Consider the following 23845-nt stretch of genomic DNA (forward strand, 5'->3'; position numbering starts at 1 on the left):
GTGGTGGCATGGCAAACGACACCACCACCCCGCACCCCTCCCCGCAGGCCCCGCTCGCCGGCCGGATCGCGCTCGTCGCCGGGGCCACCCGCGGCGCCGGCCGCGCCCTCGCCGTCGAACTCGGCCGCGCCGGCGCCACCGTCTACGTCACCGGCCGCACCACCCGCGAACACGTCAGCGAGGTCGGCCGGACCACGGAGACCATCGAGGAGACCGCGGAACTCGTCACGGCGGCCGGCGGCACCGGCACCGCCGTCCCCACCGACCACCTGGACGAGGAGCGCGTACGGGCCCTCGTCGACCGCATCGACCGCGAGCAGGGGCGGCTCGACATCCTCGTCAACGACCTCTGGGGCGGCGAACACCTCACCGCCGGCTCCGTGTTCGGCAAGAAGACCTGGGAGACCCCGCTCGCCGACGGACTGCGCATCCTGGACCTCGGGGTGCGCTCGCACGTGATCACCGCGGCGCTCGCCCTCCCGCTCCTGATCCGCTCGGACGCCCCGCTGCACGTGGAGGTCACCGACGGCACGGCCCACTCCAACCGCCGGTACCGCGAGAACCTCTACTACGACCTCGCGAAGACCGCCCCCCTCCGGATCGCCTTCGGCCTGGGCCGGGAACTGGCCGAGTACGGGGGCACGGCCGTCGCCGTCACCCCGGGCTTCCTGCGCTCGGAGCAGATGCTCGCCCACTTCGGCGTCACGGAGGAGAACTGGCGCGACGCCATCGCCCGGGAACCGGACTTCGCCATCGCCGAGTCCCCCCACTACCTCGCCCGCGGGGTCGCCGCACTCGTCGCCGACCCGGACCGGGCGGCCCGCTGGAACGGCGGGTCCACGTCCAGCGGGGAACTCGCCAGGGTCTACGGCGTACGGGACGTGGACGGCAGCCGCCCGGACGCCTGGGCGTACCTGGAGGACGTCAGGGTCTCCGGGAAGGACGGCTCGGCCGACGACTACCGCTGATCCTCCGGCTCCGCCCCGTACAGGGCGGCGAGGGCCCGCGCGCGCTCCCGGAAGAGCGCGCGCAGGCCCTGCGGGGACAGCACCTCCGCGTCCGCCCCCAGACGGCTCAGCTGGTCCAGCGCGACCTCCTGCGACTCCACCGGCAGCTCGACGGTGACGCGCCCGGCGGCATCCGGCGCGGACGCGGACGCCAGCGCCTCGGCCGCGCCCGCCGGATCCGCGACGGCGGAAAGGCGCCGCAGCCCCCGCTCCGTCAGCCGGACGGTGACGGTCGCGCGCAGCAGCGCCCGGGCGAACTCGGCGGAGCGGGCCTGCCAGTGCGCGGCCAGGTCGAACCCCGGGTCACGGACGAAGGTCCCCTCGCCGCCTGGGGAGACGGACAGGGCCGCGATGCGGTCGACGCGGTAGGTGCGCCACGCGTCGGCCCGGCCGGGCCGCTCCCGCGGGACCCGGCCCACGACGTACCAGACCCCCGCCTTCAGGACGAGCCCGTACGGCTCCAGCGGGCGGACCACCGTGCCGGGCGCCGCCCCGTCCCGGCCGGGCCGCGCGTACACCAGCTCGACCGTGCGGTCGGACCACACGGCGCGGGCCAGCTCCGGCAGCGACTCCGGTGCGGAGGGCTCGCGGAACCAGGCCGGGGCGTCGAGGTGGAAGCGCCGTACGCTCGACTCGGCCGCCGCGCGCAGCGAGGGCAGCAGGGTGGCCGACAGCTTCAGCCGGGCCGTGTCCGCCGGGCCCGACAGGCCGAGGTCGCGCAGGGCGCCGGGCAGACCGGACAGGTAGAGCGTCTCCGCCTCGGTCGGATGCAGCGTGGTCAGCCGGGTCCGGTGGCCCGGAGCCAGGTGGTAGCCGCCCGTACGCCCGCGCTCGGCCCGGACGGGGACGCCGGCCTCTTGCAGGGCCTGGGCGTCGCGGATGACCGTACGCTCGGAGACGTCCAGCTCCCGGGCCAGTGCGGCGGCGGTCAGGCCGGGGCTCGACTGGACGAGGAGGGCCATGCGGATCAGGCGGGCGGCACGCATGTCCCCATGATCCCGCCCGGCGGGCGGGGGCCCGCACGGCCGGTCGTCTCCGGCTCCGCGCGGCCGTGGTCATGACCTGGTCCGCTGCCGTGACCGACGATCGCCTGACGGTCCAGGAGGCCCTGGCCACCCCTCTCGGCCCGGAACACCGGCGGGCGGGTGCCGACGCCGCCGCCCTCGGGGGCGACCCGCCGGGTTCGGGTGGGGTGCGGTCGTGGAGGATGAGCGGGCCGGAGGGGCCGGTGGGGGAGAAGGGACCAGGACGTGGCGAGCGCGCACGACGAACGGCGGCGGGACCGGGACGGTCACGCGGCCCTGCTGGCCACCATGGGCCTGGAGCCCGTCGGCACCTGGTGGGTCCCGGGCGTGAGGAGGGCCCGGGCGGCCCGGCGCCTGCTGGACGACGCCGCCCGGGCCGGCGAAGCCGCGACCGGGCCCGCCCGGGCGGCCCGGCTCGTGCTCGGCGGGGGCCGGGAGTTCCTGCTGGCCTTCGGCGGCCCCCACGCCCCGCGCGGCAGTGGCGGCCGGGCGTGGCACCGCGTGCGCAGCCTGGCCCCGGACCCGGTCGTCGCCGTCGCGGGGCTGCTCACCGGGGCGGACCCCGACCCCCGTGGACTGCTGCTGGCCGCGACGGACGGGGAGACGGTGGCCGGGACGGTGTCCGTCGACGGCACCCCACGGCTGCTCGCGCCGACCGGCTGGACCGCGCGCGTCGGGGCGGCGGCCGAGGCCGCCGGCCGCGAGACCCCCGAGGAGGGAGCGGCGGTCTGGGCCGCGTTCGCGGACGGCCTGCGCGCACACGACGCCCGCACGCCCGCGCAGGCCGGCCCGGAGACCACCGTCCTCGACCACTGGCACAAGGGTCTCGTCGACAACCCGAGCACCCCGCCCGACGTACGGCTGGAGCTGATGCGCCGCCACCCGGACCTGGCGTGGCGCCTCCCGCCGGACGAGGCCGTGGCGGCGGCCCTCGCCGCACCCGACCCGAAGCACCGGCTCCGGGTCGCCGGGCGGGGCCGGGAACTCGGCCCCGCCCACTGGACCCGCCTGTTCCGCGCGGCCGCGACCGAACGCGAGCGGTGGGTCCTCACCGCGACCGCGGCCGACACGCGCAGCGTCCTCGACGACGGCACCTACGCCGCGCTGGCGGCCGACTTCTCCGCCCGGGTCCGGTGCGAGGCGACCCTGCTCACCGGCCTGCCCGACCGGGACGCCGCCGCCCTGGCGGCGGACCCCGACCCCGAGGTGCGGGCGGCGGTCTGCCCGAGGGCCTGGTCCGCCCTGCACCCCGAGCGCCGCCGCGCCCTGCTCGCCGACGCGTCCGCTGCCGTACGGACCGCGGCCCGGCTCCGCCACCACACCGAAGTCCCGCTCAGCCGGGAGGACTTCGAGGGGGAGGCGCTCGGGGAACGGGCGGCCCGGTCCTGCCTCCTCGGCCCCGGCCTCGTCGACCACCTCCTCGCCTCCGAGGACGCCGCCCTGCGCGGGGCCCTCGCCGAGAACCCCCGGCTGCCCCCGGACGCCGTGGCCCGGCTCGCCGCGGACCCCGACGAGGGGGTCCGCCACGCGGCCGCACTCCGCGCGGACCTCACGGAGGAGCAGCGGGCCGCGATCCCCGTCGCCATCGCCCCGGACGGCCGGTACCGGGTCCTGGACTGGGTCACGGAGCTGCACGGGGACGCGGAGGCCATGCGCCGGCTCGCCGCCTCCTCCCACGTCCTGGTGCGCCGCAGCGTCGCCCGCGCCCGCCGCCTCCCGGCCGACGTGGTCGCCCGCCTCGCCTGGGACACCGACCGGGCCGTGCAGCTGTTCCTCGCCGAGTCCTGCGACGACGCCCCCGCCGAGATGCTCCTGCGGGTGTGGACCTGGTGGACCGGCAGCCTGTCGTCCCCGGGCCGTCCCCGTACGCACCCCAACTTCCCCCGTGCGGGCCTCCTGCGGTACGCCGACGACCCCCACGGGCGGATGCGGCGGCTGGCACTCGACGACCCTCTGTCGACGCCCGCGCTCGTCGCCCGCTTCGCCCGCGACCGCGACCCCGAGGTGCGCCGCCGGGCCGCCGAGGACCCCCGTCTGTCGGCGGCCGACGCGGCGCGCCTGGCGGAGGACCCGGACGACGGGATACGCAACCTCGCGCTCGGCCACCGCGCGCTGCCCGCGGGCGTGCTCGCGGCGCGGCTGCTCGACCCGGACACGGCCTCCGTCGCCGCCCGCAACCCGGCCGTTCCGCCGCCCGTCCTCCGGGCCATGGCCGCCCGCTGCCCCGGCGGCACCCGCCCCTGAACGACGTCAGCGGTGGTCGGGGCGCAGCCGCGCGGCGGCCGCGGCGACGAAGGCGGCGGTCGCTTCCTTGGCCGTGCGCCGCAGGGCGTCCAGTTCGCCGCGGCTGGTGGCGTTGCGCAGGGCGTAGGTGGCGTCGGCGGCCCGCTGGGCGGGACCGGCCAGCTCGGGGACCAGGACCTGGAGGCGGACGTGGGGGGCGGTGATCGCCGCCCGGGTGTCGTGGGACCTGGTCTGGGCCTCCAGCCGGTGCTCCTCCCCGGCCTCGGCGAGGGTCAGGCGCTCCCGGTGGAAGATCGCCGAGCGGTGCGCGTCCAGGGCCTCGGCGAAGTCCGTGACGGCGCCGAGCTGGTCCTGTCGGTGGGCGTCGGCGCGCTGCTCGGCGCGCGCGGTCCGGGCGGCCCGCTGCTGGAGGACCCCGGCGGTGAGGGCGCCGGCCAGGGTGCCGAGTACGGCGATGATCGAAGGCCACATGGGCTGTCGGGTCCGTCCTCACGTCGGTGCGCCGCCACGGCGGTCGGGCCCTCACTGTAGTTCAGGGCACGGCGGCGCCACGGGCCCCCTGCGGAGGGGCCCGGGCCCGCCGCGGGGCGCCCCGTCCCGCCGGCGAAGTGCCGGGGCGCGCGGGGTCCCGTCAGGCGCCCGTTCCCCGGCGCGCGCGGAAGGCCGCGGCCTTGGTGCGGTTCTGACAGGCCGTCGAGCAGAACTGGCGTGCCCCGTTCCGGGTCGTGTCGACGTACACGCGGTCGCAGCGGTCGGCCCGGCACACGCCCAGCCGGCTCGCCAGGCCGCCGCCCACCGCCAGGGCCAGCCCGGTGGCGCAGGCGGCGCTGTGGCCCGCCGCGAACGAGTCGTCGGCGCCGTGGAAGTGCACCTGCCACCCGGTCTCCCCGTCCCGTCCGCCGTCGCCCGCCCGGTCCAGGCGGGGCCGGGCCCCGCTGTCGCGCAGCAGGCCGTTGACGGCGGCGGCAGCGTCGTCCTGCCGGCCGTCCTGCATGGCCCGGAAGACCTCGCGCATCCGGCACGCCGCCGCGACCAGGTAGTCCGCCTGAGCGGCGTCGAGGGTGCGCGGGAGCGAGCCCGCGGTGCGCGACACGGCGCCGTCGATCGCCGCGGGCAGCTCCGCTCCGCGCGGGGCGGCGTAGGGGCGGCCGCGGGCCTCTCCGTCCGTGAGCGCGTTCACGAGCGATGCGGCGTGCTCCAGCAGCAGCGCAACGTGACTGTCGAACATCACTTGACCAGTCACTCCTTCCAGGGCTAGCGTTCCTGTTCGTCACTGACATTAGTTCATTCGACAGTCACGGGGTGGGGGGGGGGGGGCCGGTATGCCACGGAGCGTACGGCTGTTGGTGGCGGCGCGGGCGGTCAACCGTCTCGGCGCCTTCTCGCTGCCCTTCCTGACCGTCCTGATCAGCACGGACTTCGGCGCGGGCGCCACGACGGCCGGGCTGCTCTCGGCGGCCTTCGGCCTCGCGACCATCCCGTCACGGCTCGCCGGGGGACGGCTGGCCGGCGCCCTCGGGCGCCGCCGCACGATCGTTCTCGGCCTGACCGGATGCGCCGTCGCGCAGCTCGGGATCGCCGCGGCGGGATCCCTGGCCGCGGTGGCCGCCTTCGCGATCCTGCTCGGCCTGGCGTTCGAGCTGTACGAGCCGCCGAGCCAGGCGCTGATCGCCGAGGCGGTGGCCCCGGACGAACGGGTCCGCGCCTTCGGCCTGTTGGGTGCCGGGCTGGCCGCGGGCGGGGCCGGCGCGGGCCTGCTGGCCGCGGTCCTCGGGCGGTGGGACCTGCGCTGGCTGTTCGTCGCCGACGCGCTGACCTGCCTGCTGTGCGCGCTCGTGCTGCACGTGGCACTGCCCGCCGATCCGCCCGGGCGGCCGTCCGCCCGCCGGGGTGCGGGTGCGGGTGCGGGTGCGGGTGCGGGTGCGGGCGCGGAGCGGGTTCGTCCCTGGCGGGACCGGGCGCTGTGCGCGGTGTTCGCCTCCGGCACCCTGTTCGCGCTCGTCTCGACGCAGATCGTGATGGGCCTGCCGCTGGCCCTGGCCCGGCGGGGCCTCCAACCCGCCGACGCGGGGCTGCTGTTCACCGCCTCGGCCGTGACGGCCGTCGTCTTCCAGCCGGCGCTGCGGCTGCGCCGGCTCGCCGCGCTCTCCGACGCCGCGGCCCTCGCGCTCGGCCATGTCCTGCTGGCGCTCGGGCTGGCCGGGTACGCGCTCGCGCCGCACCTGCCCGCGTTCGTGGCGGCCACCGCCCTGTGCGGTGTCGGGGAGGTGCTCGTCCTGGCCCGCGTCTTCGGCGTGGTGGCGGGCCTGGCACCGGAGGGCGGCGCCGACCGCTACCTGGCGGCGTACGGCATCAGCTGGGGCATCGCCACCGTCGCCGCCCCCGTCACCACCACCCAGACGCTCGAACACCTCGGCGCCACGGCCCTGTGGACCGGCGCCGCGGCCCTCTGCCTCGCCCTGGCGGCAACCCACCTCCTGGCCACCGGCCCGCTCCTGCACGCCCGCACCCACCCTGCCGTTCGCGCGGGGGAGCGCAGCGTGCCTTGAGCCGCGCCGGCGGTCGAGGCGGGACGGAGAAGGGGCGGGCCGGGAAGACGGCTCCGCGCAGCGGCACCCGGTACGGGTTCAGCGGCCGGTCAGGGCGTCGGCGGCGGCGGTGTCCAGGACGCCCAGGTAGTGGGGACGGACGGTGAGTTCGGGGCCGCTGCCCGCAGGCCGTTCCAGGGCCACCGCCGCCGCGTGCTCCGGCCCCACCGGCACGTCCCGCACGGCCCAGCCGGACGGCCGCGCGGGCGCCCCGACACCCGGGTCCCCGAGGTAGTCCAGGCCCGGGTTGCGGCCCACCCCCGTCCCGAGTCCCTTGAGGTAGGCCTCCTTGCGGGCCCACAGACGGGCGAACACGGCGGGCCGCAGGGCGGGCTGCGCGGCGCGGACCGCCCGCCGCTCGGCGGGGTGCAGGGACTCGCCCACGGTGGCCGCCTTGTGCGGCGGCGGCAGCGCCTCCACGTCCACGCCCACCGGCCGCCCGGCCACCCCGATCAGGACCAGACCGCCCGTGTGGGACAGCGAGAAGTGCGGTGCGCCGGCACCGGCCAGGGCCGGCCGCCCGTGGGGGCCGCCGCAGCAGGGGCACGGCCGGCGCACGAACGCCAACTCCGCCGGCGCGACGCCCTCGTAGGCACACAGCACCCGGCGCAGCGCCAGGTGCGCGGCCACGTAACGGCCCCGGTCCAGCGGGTACACGAAGGCGGCGACCCGCGCCCGTTCCTCCCCGTCCAGCGGAGACCGGTCGAGGACCACCGAGCGCAGCCCGGAGTCCGGGACGTGGAACAGCCACAGGTCCACCGAGCCGCCGGCCGGCCGGGACCGCGGCCCCGGCCAGGCGGCGGGCGGCCAGCCGGGCGGCGGGCAGGACAGCTCCAGGTGGGACAGCACGCAACACTCCGGTGGGTTCGGCGGCCAACTGCTGCTCCGGCACGATAACCCAGCCGGGAAACGGGAATTGATGGCCGGATATCGGCCGCCCTCTTCTCCGCAGAACCGACCCGGAGCCTTACGTGCCACGGGGAAAAGGGAATTCGGCTGTGCGGAAAGGCCGAAATCCGGTGCAGTTCTCCGCCGACGGCCCGCGCACCGTGGCATGTGCCTCGGCCAAGGTCCAGTACATTCTGGCTCAAATCCAGCGGATCGGCGGCAAGTTCCCACGGCACATCCCTTACGATCTTGGTCACGCAGGGACATTCCGGCGTCGTACCGCCGGATGACCGGAGGCGGTTCCACGAAGGAAGAGGGAAACGCAATGGTGTTCACCGCTGGAATGGCGCGGGGCCCGGTCCCGGCCGCGGACGTGCCCACCCCCGAACTCGAAACCCTGCTGCGCCACGCCGCCGACGCCCGGGCGGGAACCGCGCGGGCCGTTCTCGTCCGCGGCCCCGCCGGAATCGGCAGGACCCGCCTCCTGGCCCTCGCCCGGCAACGGCTGGCCGCCGCCGGCTGTACCGTCCGGCACGCCGCCGCGCCCCCGCACGGCCCGGCCCCCACCCGTACGGTGGACGCCCTGCTCCCACCCCCGCCCGGCTCCCCGGCCGGCACCGCACCCCGGGACCCGCACCACGACCGGCACGTCCTCCACCGCCGCGCCCTGGACCTGCTCGCCGCCGGACCCCTGGCCCTGGTGATCGACGACGCCCAGTGGTGCGACGAAGCCTCCCTGCGCTGCGCCGACTTCATCCTGCGCCACGCCGCCTCCCGGCCCCTCCTGCTGGTCCTCGCCCAGCGCACGGACGCCCCCGGCCCCGGAACCCCCGTCCTCGCCGAGATCCTCGCGCAGGGCCGCTGCGCCACCCTGGAGCCCGCCCCGCTCACCGACGCCGGCATCGCGCGCATGGCCGCCCGTATCTCCGGCGCACCGGCGGACCCGCGCTTCGTCCGGCGCTGCGCCGAACTCACCGGCGGCAACCCGCTGCTCCTGGACCGGCTGTTCACCGCCCTGCGCACCCTCGGCATCCCGCCCGACGCCGACGCCGTGCACCAGCTCGGCACCGTCCACCAGGGCGTACTGACCTCACGGGTCCCCGAACTGCTGGCCGCGGGCCCGCGCCGGGCCCGACAGGTGGCCACCGCCCTCGCGGTGCTCGGCCGGGCCGCCCCCGACCTGCTCGCCGCGCTCTGCGGACTGGACCCCGGCGCCGTGGACTGCGCGCTGAAGTCACTGCGCCGGACCGGGGCCGTACTGCCGGACTCACCGCCCCGCATGTGCGAGGGGGTGCGCGGCGCGGTGCTCGCCGCCCTGCCCGGACCCGAACTGCGGGACCTGCGGGTGCGCGCCGCCCGCGTCCTCAGCGACGCCGGACGGCCCGCCCCCGAGGTCGCCGAACAACTCGCCCCGCTGGACCGGATCGACGAGCCGTGGATGTTCGCCGTGCTGCGCGACGCCGCCGCCGAGGCGCCCACCCGGGCGACCGTCAGAGCCGCCGGGCGCTGGCTGCGCGGTGACGCGGGCCGCGGCCTCGGCGACGCCGAACGCGGCGGCCTGCACGTGGAACTGGCCCGCGCCGCCAGCCGTACCGTCGTCACCCCCGCCCACGCCCTCTGGCACCTGCGCCAGGCCCTGGCCCTCACCCCCGACCCGCGCGGACAGGCCCCCGTCGCCGTGCAGTACGCCATGATGGCGCTCGGCACCCGCCGGGCCCCCGAGGGCCTGCGGTTACTGGAGCGGGTCCTGGACGGACTGACCGGCCCCCCGGACGACGGGGGAGACCCCGCCGACCGGGACCTGCGCACGACCGTCGAATCCGCCCTGCTGGCCACCGCCGTCAACGACCGGACGGCGCTGCCCGCCGCCCGCGCCCGGGCCGCCGCCCTGCCCGTACCGACCGGGCACGGCCCGGCCGACCGCCGCCTGCTCGCCGCGCTCAGCGCCTTCGCCGCCCTGGACGGCGGATCCGCGGCCCGGGCCGCCGCCCTCGCCCGCCAGGCCCTGCGCGCCGACGAACCCGGCACCGCCGGCTGGGGGCTGTTCTGCTCCTCCGCCGTCCTCACGCTCGCCGACTGCGTGGACGAGGCCGTCGCCGCCCTGGACCGGGCGCTGTCCCCGTCCGCCGCCGGACACCCGCCACTGTGGCCGCGCCGCGCCGCGCTGGCCGGCCGCTCCCTGATCCTCCACGGCGTCGGCGACGTCCCAGCCGCCGCGCGGGACGCCTGGGCCGCCACCGAGGTCACCGGCCCGGCCGGAGCGCCGCCCCTCGCCCACCTCGCCCTGAGCGCCGTCCTGCTCTCCCAGGGCGAGGCCGCCCGGGCCGGCGCCGTGCTCGACGGACTCGCCCGCACCGCCGGCCACCTGGACCGCAGCGTCTGGGAATGGCACCTCTACCTGTACACCGCGGGGCGAGTCCGCCGGGAACGCGGCGACCTCGAAGGGGCGCTGGAGCTGTGGCGGCGGTGCGGGCGCAGCCAGGAGGAGGCGGGCATCGCCAACCCGGTCCTCGCCCCGTGGTGGCTGCCGACCGCCACCACGCTGGGCCGCCTCGGCCGGGGCGCCGAGGCCGCCGGGCTCGTGGAGGCCGCCCGCGAGCGGGCCCGGAGCTGGGGCACGCCGCGCGCCCTGGGGCTCGGGCTGGTCGCGGCGGCCTCGGTCGTCGCGGGCCGGGCCCGTACGGAGCTGCTGGCCGAGGCCGTGGACACGCTGGCCGGCTCTCCGGCCCGGCTCGAACTCGCGCGGGCCGAGTACCGGCTGGGCCGGGAGCTGCTCGGCCTCGGCGACGCCCGGGGGGCGCGGGGCCACCTGCGCCAGGCCATCGAACTCTCCACGCGCTGCGGTTCCCACGCGCTGACCGCCACCGCCCGCGATGCGCTGGTGACCGCGGGCGGACGGATGCCGCAGCTGGCCGTCGCCCCCGTGGACTCCCTGACCCCCAGCGAGCGCCGGATCGCCACGCTGGCGCAGCGCGGGCACAGCAACAAGAAGATCGCGGAGTCGCTGTTCATCACCCCGCGCACGGTGGAGATGCACCTGACCAACGTCTACCGCAAGCTCGACGTCCGAGGCCGCGGCGACCTCCCGCGCGGCCTCGCCTCCCGCCCCGCCGTACCCCACCCGACGGGCCGGGTACGGGCCACCCCGCAGGCCCCGCCATAGCCCGCCCACCCCGGGACGGCCCGGGACCGCCCCCGCCCGGCCCCCGACCGCCCCGGCCCCCCGGCGCCCCCGACCGGCCTCCGACACGAGACCGCCCGGCGGACCCCTCCACGCCCGACGGGGCCGGCCTTTCGGCCGCACCCCTACGCCGGGACCTCGGCCCGGACCCGGCGGGGGTGGAGGGGCTGGCCCGGCGGAGGGGGCCGGCGGGCGGGGCGGCGGTTCGGAGCTGGGGCCCGGGCTCGGACCTGGGGTGCGGCCCAGAGTTGGGCTACGACCTGGAGCGGGGTTACGACCTGGGCTTGGGCCACGACCTGGATTTGGGCTACGGCCCGGACCCGGACCGGACCCGGACCTGGGCCACGGCCCGACCTGGACCTCGGCCCGACCTGGACCTCGGCCCGGCCCGGGCCTTGGTTCGGCCCCGGGCTCGGCTTGGATCCGGGCTGTGGCTCGGCCCGGGGCTTGGCGTGGTGCCGGACTGCGGGTCGGACGGGGCTTGGAGTGGATCCGAACCCCGGCTCGAACCGGGGCTTGGACCCGGACCTTCGGTCCGACCCGGCCTTGGCTTGGACCCGGACCTTCGGTCCGACCCCGGCCTTGGCTTGGGCTCGGACGTCGGTCCGGCCCGTGCACCGGTTCGGCGTTGGGTGCCGGTTTGCAGCCGGGCCGGTTTGGTCCTGGGCTTTGGCTTGGAGTCGGGTTTCGGCCGGATCTGGGCTTTGGCTTGGGGTGGGACGTCGGCCCGGCCCCTGCCTCGGTTTGGCCCTGGGCCTCGGTTTGGAGTCGGGCTGTGGTGTGGTCCCGGGTCTTGGCTTGGGGCCGGACTTCGGTCGGATCTGGGCCTTGGCTGGGACTCGGACGCTGGTCAGGCCTGGGCCTCGGTTCGGAGCCGGGCTTGGTGTGGTCCCGGGTCTTGGTTGGGGCCCGGGCTTCGGTCGGACCTGGGCTTTGGCTTGGGCTGGGACGTCGGTCCCGCCCGCGCCTTGGTTCGGCCTTGGGCCTCGGTTCTGAGCCGGGCTGTGGTGTGGTCCCGGGCCTTGGCTTGGGGCCGGACTTCGGTCGGATCTGGGCCTTGGCTGGGACTCGGACGTCGGTCAGGCCTGGGACTCGGTTCGGACCCGGGCTGTGGTGTGGTCCCGGGCCTTGGTTTTGGGCCGGGCTTCGGTCGGATTTGCGCCTTGGCTTGGACTCGGACGTCGGTCCCAGGGCCCCTGCCTGGCCTGGGTGTGGCCTGGCCCGGGCCTCGGCCCGACTTGGGCCTGGCTGGGGAGCTGGGCCTCGGTTCGGCCCAGGCCACGGCTCAGGGCTTGTGCCGACCCGGCCTTGGCTCAGGCCGGTCCCGGCTTCTGTGCGGACCCGCACTCCGGTCCGGACCCGGGCCTCGGCCCGACGCGGGCCTTGGTTCGGCCCCGGGCTTCGGTGCGGGGTTGGCCTGGCTTGGGCGTGGGTCTCGGCCCGGCCTGGGCCTTGGTTCGGTCCCGGGCTTGGGATGGGGGCTGGGCCTGGCTTGGACCCGAGCCGCAGTCCTGCCTGGAGCCGAGGTCCTGCTCGGAGCCGGACCCTGCCCGGAGCCGGACCCTTGCCGGAGCCGGACCTCGGTCCGGAACCTCGGCCGGGCTCGTACCCAGGCCACCGCCCGGTCCGCCGTACGGGCGGGCGTACGGGCGGAGCGTTCGTACGCACCTGCGGGCCATCCGCCGACCGCTGTACGGGGCGGCGGGAAGCCCCACCGACACGACATCCAGGAGGACGGACAGCCATGCCACGGACGACAGTCGCCCCGCCGGGCCCGCCCCCTGGATGTTCCTGCCCGGTGGCGCCCGTCGGGCGCGACGCCGAGCACCGGCTGCTGCGCGGCCTGCTGGCCGACTTGCGGCGGGGCCGGCCCGCGCTCGTCGAGGTCCACGGACCGCCCGGCATCGGACGCAGCACGCTCCTCGATCACGCCGCCGCCCTCGCCGCCGACGCCGGGGTACGGGTCGCCGTGGCGGCCGCCTCACCCGAGGAGACCTGCCTGCCCCACGGGATCACCGCCCAGCTCCACACCCAGCTGCTCCCCGGGCCCGCCCCCGCCACAGGCGGCCTCCCGCCCGACTTCGTTCGCCCCGGTGGTGGTGGGGCTGTCCCGCCCGACTTCGTCCGCCCCGGTGGTGGGGCCGTCCCGCCCGACTTCACCGATCCTGGCGACCGTAGGGTCGTCCCGTCTGACTTCGTCCGCCTCGGTGGTGGTGGGGCTATCCCGCCTGACTTCGTCCGCCTTGGCGACCGTGGGGCCGTCTCGCCCGACCTCGCGCGGGCCGGTGACCGCGGGGCCGGCCGGCCCGACGTGCTGTGCGCCGCCTTCCTGGCGGCCGCCCGCAGCCACCCGCTCCTGCTCGTCGTCGACGACGTCCAGTGGGCCGACCCCCCGTCCCTGCGCTGGCTCCAGGCATTGGCCCGGCGGCTGGCCGGGGTGCCGCTGATGCTGCTCACCTCCCGCAACAGCGCCACCCGCCCGTCGCCGTACGACCGGATCGAGCCCTGCCCGCTGGCCGACGGGCGCACGGTGGCCCGGCACGTGCTGGGCCTGCCCCCGCTGCCCCCCGAAGCCGTCCACCAGGTCCTCGCCGGCACCTGGCCCGGCCCCGTCGACGCCGCCTTCCAGCAGGAGGCCGCCCGGTGCCTCGACGGCAACCCCGCCCTCCTGCGGTCGGTCGTCGCCCGCTTCCTGCGCCACGGCTGGACCCCGCGGACGGCCCACCTCGGCCACCTCGCGGACAGCACGGCGGAAGCCGTCCGGGAGCGCACCGTACGCACGCTGCCCCTGCTGCCCCCCGAACTCCTCGGCGTCCTGCGGGCGATGGCGGTCGCCGGGCCCGACGGCACCCCCGGGCTGATCGACGCCCTGGCCACCGGCCCCCGTACCCAGGGCACCGCCCGGGCCCTGACCCTGCTGGCTGGCACCGGCCTGCTCGCCGACGGCCCCAGCCCCGCCCTGCGCAGCGAAGCCGCCGCCCGGGCTGTCCTGGCCGAACTCGGCACCGAGCAGCGGGAGGAACTGCACGCCCGGGCGGCCGCCTGGGCCCACCGGGCGGCCCTGCCGGACCGGGCCGTGGCCCGGATGCTGCTCGGCGCCGGCCGGGTCGGCGCCCCCTGGGCGGTGGCGGCCCTGCGCCGCCGGGCCGCCGAACACCGGGCCGCCGGCCGCCACGCCCAGGCCGCCCGGCTGCTGGAACGGGCCCTGCGCGAGCCGGTGCCGGAAGCCCTGCGGGTCCGGTTGCTGACCGAGCTGGGCACCGCCACGCTCCCCACCGGACCCGAGGCGGCGAGCCGCCACCTCTGCCGCGCCCTGGACCCACCGCCGGGCGGAACCGAACCCGGACCCGGACCCGGACGGGGAACCGGACCCGGAACCCAACCCGGACCGGGAACCGGACCCGGGACCGAACCTGGGCCCGGACCCGAACCCGGACCCGGAACCGGAGGACCCGAACCCGGACCTGGGCGCGGAACCGAACCCGGGCGCGGAACCGAACCCGAACCCGGAACCGAATGTGGGCCGGGACCCGGAGCCGAACCCCTGCCCGGACTCGGGACCGGACCCGCCGACCCCGCCGCCCTCCGGGCCCGACTGCTCGCGGCGGAACTCCTCGTGGCCCGGGGTGACGTGCTCGCCGCCGCCCCCCGCATCGCCCGGGCCGTCGCCGACGCGCAGCCGGGCACCGCCGAGCACTCCGGACTGCGGGCCCTGCACTGGATGGCCGAGCACGGCCGCCCCGACCCCGAGGACGGTTTCGGGCCGCCGCTGCCCGACTCCTGGCCCGCCCGGCCGGAGCAGGCCGCCGAGGCCGCCGTGGCCGCGTGGCGGACCGCGCAGCGGGGCCTGGACATCACGCGCGCCCGCGGTCTCGCCCGGGCCGCCCTGGCACCGGAGGTGCGCGCGCACGTCCCGCCCGCCGTCCGGGCGGCCGCGGCGCACGCCCTCGTCCTCAGCGGGGACACGCGGGAGGCCCGCGGCGCCCTCGACGGGGTCCTGGCGTGCGCCGGGAAGCGCGACGCCCGGCCGGTCGCCGGCGCGGCCCTGCTCGTCACCTGCCTCGCGGAGCTGTGGGGCGGGCGGGACGCGGCCGCCTCGGAGGCCCTGGACCGGTGCGAGGAGGTCATGCCGGGCCACTGCTGGCACCCCCTCATGGCGCCCGGCCCCCTCGCCCTGCGGGCCCTGCTGGACCTGCGGCGGGGAGACACGGACGCCGCCGCGCGGATCCTGGACACCCGGCTGCCGCCCGCCGCCGAGGGCGGTCTGGCCTGGGCGTACCTCCTCTACGCGCGCGGACGGGTCCGGCTCGCGGCCGGTGAACGGGACCGGGCCCTCGCCGACCTCCTGGAGTGCGGCCGCCGACTGCTGGCCCGGCAGGCGACCAACCCCGCCCTGCTGCCCTGGCGTTCGGCCGCCGCGCGGACCCGCGACCCCGACGACCCCCTGGCGGTGCGGCTGCTGGCGGAGGAACGCCGACGGGCCCTGCTGTGGGGCTCGCCCGTCGCGCTGGCCACGGCACTGGCCCCGGGACCCGGCGGCGCCACCCCGCCCGGTGCGGCGGCGCGGACCGAGGAGCGTGCGGCCGGCTGGCAGTACCGGCAGGCGCTGGTGGCCCTCGGCACGGCCCCCTTCTCGGGCCCCCTCACCGTCGACTCCCTCCTGCACGACGACCGGGCCACGGCCGGCGCCCCCGCACGGCCCCCGGCCACCCCGGTCCCGTCCGCGCACCCAGTGCCGAACCCGAAACGCCCCACCGCCCCGACCCGACCCCGGACCCGCCGGTCCCCCGACACCCCCCACCACGATCCGAACCCGACCACCCCGGCGACTCACACGGGACCCATGCCTCCGCCCGAACCGGCGACCGAAACGACCGGACCGACCCCATCCGGCCCTGTACCTGCACCGGACCATGTACCTCCGTCGGGCCCCGAGGCTTCGGCCGGGCACGCCGCAGGGGCGGAACATCCGCCCGCGCCCGAACCAACAGCCGGCGCGGGACGCCCGGCCCCGACCGGATGCACCCCTCCGGCGGGCCAAACCCGCCGGGCGGGTGACGAAGCTCCGGCCGGGTACCAAGCTCCGGCCGGACCGCCGACAGGTGGGGTACCTACGGCCCGGACGGGACGTGCGCCTCGGGCCGCCCAAGTGGCTCCGGCGGAGTACACGGCTCCGGCCGGGCACGAACTCCGGGCGACCCATCCGCCTGCGGCCGGACCCGCGATCCGCGCTGGACGCCCGGTTCCGGCCGGAGACGAGCCGGCGGCGGGGCATGCGGCTGCGGCGGAGTATTCGGCGTCGGCCGGAGACGCGGCCGGGGCGGGACATGCGGTTCCCGCCGGATACGCAGCTCCGGCGGGATGCGGGGCTCCGGGCCCAGCGGCCGGTGCGGGACGTCCGGTTGCGGGCGGACCAGTTGCCCGTGCCGGGCGTCCGGTTCCGGTCGGACATGACCCTGTGGCGGGGCGCGCGGCTGCCGCGGAGTATCAGGCGTCGGCCGGACGTGCCGCTGGGGCGGGGTACACGGCTCCGGCCGGGCACGCAGTCGGGGCGGGGCAAGCGGCCGCGGGCGAACCAGCGGCCCGCGCGGGACGCCCGGTTCCGGCCGGATATGAGTCCGTGGCGGGGCGCGCGGCTCCGGCGGAGTATCCAGCGCAGGCCGGACATGGGGCTGGAGGCTGGCATTCGGCTCCGGCTGGATACGCGGCCGAGGTGGGGCACGTGCCCGCGGCGGAGTATCCGCCGTCGGCCGGACATGTGGCTGGGCCCGGACATGCGGCTGGGCCCGGGTATCCGGCTTCGGCCGGGGCGGCCCCGGCGGGGCGCGCCGCCGGGGCGGGGTATCCGGCGTCCGCCGGGTATTCCGGTCCGGCGGGGTACGGGATTCCAGGCGCACCCGGAGGTGGGGCCGGGGATCCGGCCCCGGCGGAACACGCGGCTCGGGCGGGGCGTCCCGCTCCGGCGGGGTACGCGGGCGTGGCCGGAGCCGCCGTGCCGGACGTCGGCCGGGCCGTGGCCCTGACCGCGGCCGAGGCCCGCGTCGTGGCGCTCGCCGCGGGGGGCCTGCCCAACCGGGCCATCGCCGGGGAGCTTTCCGTCACCCCCCGCACCGTGGAGCAGCACCTGACCAAGGCCTACCGCAAGCTCGGCATCCGCGGACGTCCGCAGCTGGCCGCGGCACTCGAACGAACGGCGACGACGGAGGAACCGACATGACCACCCTGCTCCACCGGACGCAGGAACTCGACCTGATCACAGCGGCGTTGGACGCCACGGCCGGCGCGGCGGGAGGCGGGTCGCTGACGATGGTGACCGGGGGCATCGGCATGGGCAAGACCGCCCTGCTGAGGGCCCTGCCGGAGCTCGCCGAACGCCGGGGCGTCCGCGTCCTCACCGCCAGCGGGGCCCCGCACGAGCAGGCCTTCGGCTTCGGGGTGCTCAGCCAGCTCCTGACACCGCTGCTGCCCGCCGACGGGGCCCCCATCAGCCCGCCCGAACCTCCGCCCGGGGAGCCTGCCATGGACCCGGCCGGGCCTCCCGCCGGGACCGGACAGGATGCCGCGCTGCTGTCCATCGTCGCCGAACACGCCGCCCGCAAGCCGCTGTTGTTGCTGGTGGACGACCTCCACTGGGCCGACGCCCCGTCGCTGCGCTGGCTCGCGCGGCTGGCCGGACGCCTGTCGCGGCTGCGCGTCACCCTGGTCGCCGCCCTCCGCGAAGGGGACCCGGGCGAGGACGAACCCCGCCTGCACCACCTCACCGGCCGCGCGGCCGCCGTCCTGCGGCTGGGCCCGCTGTCGCCGGAGGCCACCGCGGACCTCGCCGGAGCGCGGCTCGGCCGGCCCGTGGACGAGGACTGCGCCCGCGCCTGCCACGAGGCGACCGGCGGCCACCCCCTGCTGCTCACGGCCATCCTCGACACCTTCGCCGCCGCCGGGCCGGAGGCTCAGCACAGCCGGCTGCCCGACGCGCGGGACATCCGCGGGATCCGCCCCGACGGCCTGCGCGAACGCCTCGCGGTGGTCTTGCGCGGCCAGAGTCCCCCGGTATGGCGCTTCGCCGCGGCCCTCGCCGTCCTGGGCGAGGACACCGGGGCGATGGCAGACACCGCCGGAGATCCGCAGGACGCGCCCGGCACCACCGGCCACGACGCGAGCCCCAGCCCCACCAGGACCGCCACGGACGCCCACCACGCCGGCCGCGTCGCCTCGGCCGAGACCGCCGGCCACGCCGCCGCTGCCGACCACCCCCGCAGCACCGGCCACGCCGGGAACGCCGCACGGACCGGTGAGGGCGGCTGCGGTCCGGAGGGGCCCGCCGCGCGGCTTGCCGGGCTTGACGGGACCGGGTGGGTCGAGGCCGTGCGGGCGTTGGGGCGGCTCGGGCTGTTGGCGCCGGGGCCCGTGCCCCGGTTCGTGCACCCCGTCGTCGCGGACGCCGTCGAGGACGTGATGGCCCCCGCCGAGGCGGAGGCCGTGCGCCTGCGGGCCGCCCTGCTGCTGCACCAGGGCGGCCACCCCGCCGAGCGGGCCGCCGCGCAGCTGCTCGCCGTCTCCTCCTGCGAGGAACCCTGGGCGCAGGAGGTCCTGCGGGCCGCCGCGACCGCCGCCCTGCGCCGCACCGACCCCGAGGCCGCCGCCCGCTACCTGCGCCGCGCCCTGCTCCTCAGCCCGCCCGAGGGAGCGGCCCGCGCCGAGCTCCTCGTCGAACTCGCGATGATCGAAAGGGACTTCAGCCCACGGGCGGCGCTGCGCCACTTCACCCAGGCCCTGCTCCTCCTCCCGGACCCGGCCCGCCGCGCCCGGGTGGCGGGCCGGATACCGCCGTTCCTCCTCGACGACTGCCCGCCCGCCACCCTCGACACCGTCGCCAGGACAGCCGCCGAACTGGGCGACGCGGCCGCCCTCACCGGCTCCGCCCGCCGCAGCGCCCTGCGCCTGGAGGCCCGTCTCGGGCACGCCGCCGTGGCCGGCCCGGCCGAACTGGCCGGCTCCGCGGACCGGTTGCGAGCCCTGGGCCCCGTCCCCTGCCTGGACAGCGCCGCCGACCGCGAGCGGGTCACCGTCCTGCTGCACGGGGCCGTCCTGGCCCAGCGGGTCACCGCCGCCGAGGCCGTGCCCCTCGCCGAACGGCTGCTCCAGCACGAGCCGGCCACCCCCGACCACGTCCACACCGCCCTGCCCCTGCTCACCGACGTGCTCGTCGCCGCCGACTCCCTCGCCACCCTCGGCCCCTGGCTGCACACCGCCTACGACCGGGCCCGCCGCGACCGCGCCACCGTCCCGCGCGCCCTGATCGCCGTCGAGCTCGCCCACCTCGCCCTCGCCCGCGGCGACCTGGCGGGGGCCCGCGCCCACGCCGCGGAGGCCCTCGACCTGGGCGCCACCGACTGGGCCACCCTGCGCACCCTGGCGGCCGTCGTCCTCGCCGCCCTGGAGGCCCGGGACACCGCCCTGTCGGAACGGCTGCTGTCCGGCTCGGCGCCGGACCCCGCCCACGGCCACCTGCCGTCCCTGCGGCTGCTCGTCCGCGGCTCGGCCGCCGCCCTGCGCCACGACCTGCCGACCGCCCTGGGCTGCTACCTCGACTGGGGCCGCACGGCCGAACGCGCCCACTGGCACAACCCGGCCGTCGCCCCCTGGCGGTCCTGGGTCTCCGCCCTCCACTACCGCATGGGCCGGCCCGGCCACGCCCACGACCTCATGGACGAGGAGTACGAGCGCGCCGTCGCCTGGGGCAGCCCCGTGGCCATCGGCCGCGCCCAGCGCGGCCGGGGCGCCATCACCGGGGGAGAGCGCGGGCTCGCCCTGCTGCGCGAGTCCGCGGCCACCCTGGAACGCACCGCCCACGTCCTCGAACAGGCCCGCACCGGCCTGCTGCTCGGCAGGCGGCTGCTGATTGCCGGCCAGGAGGCCGAGGCCGAACACCGGCTGACCCGGGCCCGGGAGCTGGGACTGGCCTGCGGGGCGCCCTGGATCGCCGACCGGGCCGGCCGGGCCCTGCACACCATCGCGGGCTCCCAGGGCGCCGACGCGGTCGCCGCCCTGACCCGCACCGAACGCCGCGTCGCCGGTCTGGCCGCCCGCGGTACCTCCAACCGGGCCATCGCCGAACGGCTGGAGGTCAGCGCCCGGGCGGTCGAGAAGCACCTCACCCAGGCCTACCGCAAACTGCGCATCGACGGCCGCGCCGAACTCGTCCCGCTGGCCCGCCTGCTGTCCGCGGAGTGCCCCGAAGCCGGAACCGGGGCGAGGGAGGGGCGGGGGCCGGGCCGGGGACCGGGAGGGGGAACGGGAGAGGGGCCCGGCGGGGGAGCGGGCGGGGGGCGGCCCCGGGGGACCGTACCGAACCGAACCGAAGCCCCCCGGTACCGCCCGTAACCGTACCCCCCGGTCCCCGCCCACAGGGTTAGCGCGCGGGGGATTGATTTCGTTGACACCTTTCACCGCGTCTCCATACCTTCGTGGTGGCGGTGATCGAACCGCCCCGACGGCGGAGTTCGAATTCGGAACGCGCCGTGTCAAGAACGCGTTCCCGCCGTGTTGCGACCGCGTTTCCGAGGGATTCGGCCGCAATACGTCCGGCCATGGAAGGGCATATATGAGCCAGGGTTTACCGGTGACCTTTTCCACGGTCCGGGACGGATACTTCAACCCGCACCCGGACACCCGGTCGCTGCGCCGGACCGAACCGCTGACGCGCATGGAATTCGCCGACGGCCACCTCGGATGGCTCGTCACGGGGTATTCCGCCGCCCGGGCCGTCCTCGCCGACGCCCGGCTCAGCGCCCGCGGGGAGCTCAAGCACCCGCCGGTCCCGCGCACCGCGACCCTGGACGAGGCCCCGGCGGCGCCCCCCGGCATGTTCATCCAGCACGACGACCCCGAGCACCAGCGCTACCGCAAGCTGCTCGTCGGGCAGTTCACCGTCCGCCGCATGCGGCTGCTCACCGAGTGGATCGAGCAGATCACCGCCGAGCGGCTCGACGAGATGGAGCGCCTCGGCTCCCCCGCCGACCTCTTCGAGCACTTCGCGCTGCCCATCCCCTCCCTCGTCATCTGCGAACTGCTCGGCGTGCCCTACGCCGACCGCGCCACCTTCCAGCACCACACCCACGTGTGGAGCAGCTTCGGCGAGTCCACCGAGGACGTCACCGCCGCCTTCCTGGAACTGGGCGCCTACCTGAGCGGCCTGGTCCGCCTCAAGCGCACCGAACCGGCCGACGACATCATCAGCGGACTGATCACCGCCGACCCGGACCTCACCGACGAGGAACTCACCTCGATCGCCTTCCTGTTGCTGGTCGCCGGCCACGAGACCACCGCCAACCAGCTCGCCCTGGGCACCTTCGCCCTGCTGGAACACCCCGACCAACTGGCCGCGCTGCGCGCCGATCCCTCCCTGATCGAGGGCGCCGTCGAGGAGAGCCTGCGCTACCTGAGCATCGTCCACCACGGCCCCACCCGGGCCGCCCTGGAGGACGTCGAGATCGAGGGCACCCTCATCAAGGAGGGGGAGGTCGTGATGGTCTCCCTCGCCGCCGCCAACCGGGACCCCGAGCGCTTCCCCGACCCCGAGTCCTTCGACGTCACCCGGCGCGCCGCAGGACACCTCGGCTTTGGGCACGGCATCCACCAGTGCCTCGGCCAGCAGCTGGCCCGCATCGAACTGCGGGTCGGCTTCACCGCCCTGCTGGAGCGCTTCCCCGAACTGCGCCTGGCCTGCCCGCCCGAGGAGATCCGGCTCCGCCACGACATGCAGGTCTACGGCGTGTACGCGCTGCCCGTCGCCTGGTGACCGGCGGCCCGCTGCGGGTCGGGGCCGACCGGCGGCTGTGCTGCGGAGCCGGCATGTGCGCGCTGCTCGCCCCCGAGGTCTTCGACCAGTGCGACGAGGGCTTCGTGGTCCTCCTCGACCCCGTCCCGCCCGCCGCCGCGCACGCCGCCGTCCGCGAGGCCGCCGACCAGTGCCCCTGCTCGGCGATCACCCTGCACACCGCCGGCTGACACCTCCCCGAACGGCGCCTACGCCCCCCGCGGGACCCGCGACGTCCCGACCACCGCGACGTCCCGACCGGGTCCCGCGGGCGCCCCGCGCCCGCCGGCGCCCCGCCCGGCGCTGCCTTCCCGCGCCACCCGCGCCCACCGCGTCCACCGCGTGCGCCGGGCGCGAGCACACCCCCGTCCGTCCCTTTCCTCCCGAAAGTCAGGTACCCACCGTGGAACAGCACCTGTCCCGCCGCCGCTTGCTCGGACTGACGGCCCTGGGCGCCGCGGCCCTCGCGGGCAGCACCACCATCGGCGCTCCCCGGGCCCTGGCCGCCGACCGCGCCGACGGCACCGCGTTCGTCCCCGCCGTCGTCATCGGCACCGGCTACGGCGCGGCCGTCTCCGCCCTGCGCCTGGGCGAGGCCGGAGTGCGCACCGTCATGCTCGAAATGGGCCAGCTGTGGAACCAGCCGGGCCCCGACGGCAACGTCTTCGCGGGCATGCTGAAGCCCGACAAGCGCTCCAGCTGGTTCAAGAACCGCACCGAGGCCCCCCTCGGCAGCTTCCTCTGGCTGGACCTCGCCAACCGCGACATCGACCCGTACGCCGGTGTCCTGGACCGGGTCAACTTCGACCAGATGTCCGTGTACGTCGGCCGCGGCGTCGGCGGCGGCTCCCTCGTCAACGGCGGTATGGCGGTGGCCCCGAAGCGCTCGTACTTCGAGGAGGTGCTGCCCCGCGTCGACTCCGCCGAGATGTACGACCGCTACTTCCCGCGCGCCAACTCCATGCTCCGCGTCAACCACATCGACAACGGCTGGTTCGAGAGCACCGAGTGGTACAAGTTCGCCCGGGTCTCCCGCGACCAGGCCCAGAAGGCGGGCCTCGGCACCGTCCACGTCCCCAACGTCTACGACTTCGACCACATGCGGCGCGAGGCGGCCGGGGAGGTCCCCAAGTCCGCGCTGGCCGCCGAGGTCATCTACGGCAACAACCACGGCAAGCAGAGCCTGGACAAGACCTACCTGGCCGCCGCCCTGGGCACCGGCAAGGTCACCATCGAGACCCTGCACCAGGCCAAGGCCATCCGGCAGCAGAAGGACGGCACCTACCTCCTCACCGTCGAGCAGCGCGACGCCGACGGCCGGCTGCTGGCCACCAAGGAGATCTCCTGCCGCCACCTGTTCCTCGGCGCCGGCAGCCTCGGCTCCACCGAACTGCTGCTGCGCGCCCGCGAGACCGGCACCCTCCCGGACCTCAGCTCCGAGATCGGCGCCGGCTGGGGTCCGAACGGCAACATCATGACCGCCCGCGCCAACCACGTGTGGAACCCCACCGGCGCCAACCAGTCCTCCATCCCCGCCCTCGGCATCGACGACTGGGACAACCCCCAGAACCCCGTCTTCGCCGAGATCGCCCCCATGCCGGCCGGCCTGGAGACCTGGGTCAGCCTCTACCTGGCCATCACCAAGAACCCCGAACGGGGGACCTTCGCCTACGACGCGGCGACCGACCGGGCGGCCCTGCGCTGGACCCGCGACCAGAACACCCCCGCCGTCAACGCCGCGAAGTCGCTGTTCGACCGCATCAACAGGGCGAACACGACGATGTACCGCTACGACCTCTTCGGCAAGCAGCTGAAGGCCTTCTCCGACGACTTCACCTACCACCCGCTCGGCGGCTGCGTCCTCGGCCGGGCCACCGACGACTACGGCCGGGTGAAGGGCTACAAGAACCTCTACGTGACCGACGGTTCGCTCATCCCCGGCTCCATCGGCGTGAACCCGTTCGTCACCATCACCGCCCTGGCCGAACGCAACATCGAGCGCGTGATCCGGCAGGACGTCACCGCCCCGTAGCGGGCGGGCCGGCACGCAGGGGAACAGCACGGGGGCCACTCCCCGGCACGCCCGCACGCCCCGA

At 77.0% G+C, this 23845-nt stretch carries 13 protein-coding genes; 9 read left to right on the forward strand and 4 right to left on the reverse strand.

What is annotated here, in order from left to right; translation table 11 throughout:
* The first annotated feature begins 8 nt into the window (after positions 1–8).
* Positions 9–968 (forward strand): SDR family oxidoreductase, encoded by a 960-nt coding sequence (locus tag ACZ5NJ_RS21460; RefSeq protein WP_468766677.1) that lies wholly within the window; start codon positions 9–11, stop codon positions 966–968.
* Here ACZ5NJ_RS21460 and ACZ5NJ_RS21465 read toward each other — a convergent pair.
* Complete coding sequence (locus tag ACZ5NJ_RS21465) at positions 959–1993, reverse strand: helix-turn-helix transcriptional regulator (protein ID WP_468766678.1); 1035 nt, start codon at positions 1991–1993, stop codon at positions 959–961. The genes ACZ5NJ_RS21460 and ACZ5NJ_RS21465 overlap by 10 nt on opposite strands.
* A 264-nt stretch (positions 1994–2257) precedes the next feature.
* Here ACZ5NJ_RS21465 and ACZ5NJ_RS21470 point away from each other — a divergent pair, with 264 nt between their 5' ends.
* Positions 2258–4276: a PE-PGRS family protein gene (locus ACZ5NJ_RS21470; protein WP_468766679.1), complete on the forward strand. Its 2019-nt coding sequence runs from the start codon at positions 2258–2260 to the stop codon at positions 4274–4276.
* 6 nt (positions 4277–4282) lie between these two features.
* Here the strand turns inward: ACZ5NJ_RS21470 and ACZ5NJ_RS21475 are convergent, their stop codons facing one another.
* Positions 4283–4747 carry a hypothetical protein gene (locus ACZ5NJ_RS21475; protein ID WP_468766680.1) on the reverse strand — a complete coding sequence of 155 codons (465 nt, stop codon included), beginning with the start codon at positions 4745–4747 and terminating at the stop codon, positions 4283–4285.
* A 160-nt stretch (positions 4748–4907) separates the two neighbouring features.
* Positions 4908–5504, reverse strand: coding sequence for a CGNR zinc finger domain-containing protein (locus ACZ5NJ_RS21480; RefSeq protein ID WP_468766681.1), 597 nt, complete (start codon positions 5502–5504; stop codon positions 4908–4910).
* 94 nt (positions 5505–5598) lie between these two features.
* Between ACZ5NJ_RS21480 and ACZ5NJ_RS21485 the strand changes: the two genes are divergently transcribed.
* On the forward strand, positions 5599–6825 hold the full coding sequence (locus tag ACZ5NJ_RS21485) for an MFS transporter (RefSeq protein ID WP_468766682.1): 1227 nt from the start codon (positions 5599–5601) through the stop codon (positions 6823–6825).
* A 78-nt stretch (positions 6826–6903) separates the two neighbouring features.
* Here the strand turns inward: ACZ5NJ_RS21485 and ACZ5NJ_RS21490 are convergent, their stop codons facing one another.
* On the reverse strand, positions 6904–7713 hold the full coding sequence (locus ACZ5NJ_RS21490) for a 4'-phosphopantetheinyl transferase family protein (RefSeq protein WP_468766683.1): 810 nt from the start codon (positions 7711–7713) through the stop codon (positions 6904–6906).
* Between the two features lie 364 nt (positions 7714–8077).
* Between ACZ5NJ_RS21490 and ACZ5NJ_RS21495 the strand changes: the two genes are divergently transcribed.
* The 6 genes from ACZ5NJ_RS21495 (at position 8078) to ACZ5NJ_RS21520 (ending at position 23781) form a co-directional block, all read left to right on the forward strand.
* Positions 8078–10915, forward strand: a complete 2838-nt coding sequence (locus tag ACZ5NJ_RS21495; RefSeq protein ID WP_468766685.1) for a helix-turn-helix transcriptional regulator — start codon at positions 8078–8080, stop codon at positions 10913–10915.
* A 1816-nt stretch (positions 10916–12731) separates the two neighbouring features.
* On the forward strand, positions 12732–17150 hold the full coding sequence (locus ACZ5NJ_RS21500) for a helix-turn-helix transcriptional regulator (protein WP_468766686.1): 4419 nt from the start codon (positions 12732–12734) through the stop codon (positions 17148–17150).
* Positions 17147–20314 (forward strand): AAA family ATPase, encoded by a 3168-nt coding sequence (locus tag ACZ5NJ_RS21505; protein ID WP_468766687.1) that lies wholly within the window; start codon positions 17147–17149, stop codon positions 20312–20314. The genes ACZ5NJ_RS21500 and ACZ5NJ_RS21505 overlap by 4 nt, the downstream gene beginning before the upstream one ends.
* 238 nt (positions 20315–20552) lie before the next feature.
* On the forward strand, positions 20553–21731 hold the full coding sequence (locus tag ACZ5NJ_RS21510) for a cytochrome P450 (protein ID WP_468766688.1): 1179 nt from the start codon (positions 20553–20555) through the stop codon (positions 21729–21731).
* Positions 21728–21940, forward strand: a complete 213-nt coding sequence (locus ACZ5NJ_RS21515) for a ferredoxin (RefSeq protein ID WP_468766689.1) — start codon at positions 21728–21730, stop codon at positions 21938–21940. The genes ACZ5NJ_RS21510 and ACZ5NJ_RS21515 overlap by 4 nt, the downstream gene beginning before the upstream one ends.
* Positions 21941–22152: 212 nt before the next feature.
* Positions 22153–23781, forward strand: a complete 1629-nt coding sequence (locus ACZ5NJ_RS21520; RefSeq protein ID WP_468766690.1) for a GMC oxidoreductase — start codon at positions 22153–22155, stop codon at positions 23779–23781.
* Positions 23782–23845: the final 64 nt, after the last annotated feature.

It is taken from the genome of Streptomyces sp. NPDC032091 (assembly GCF_055580265.1).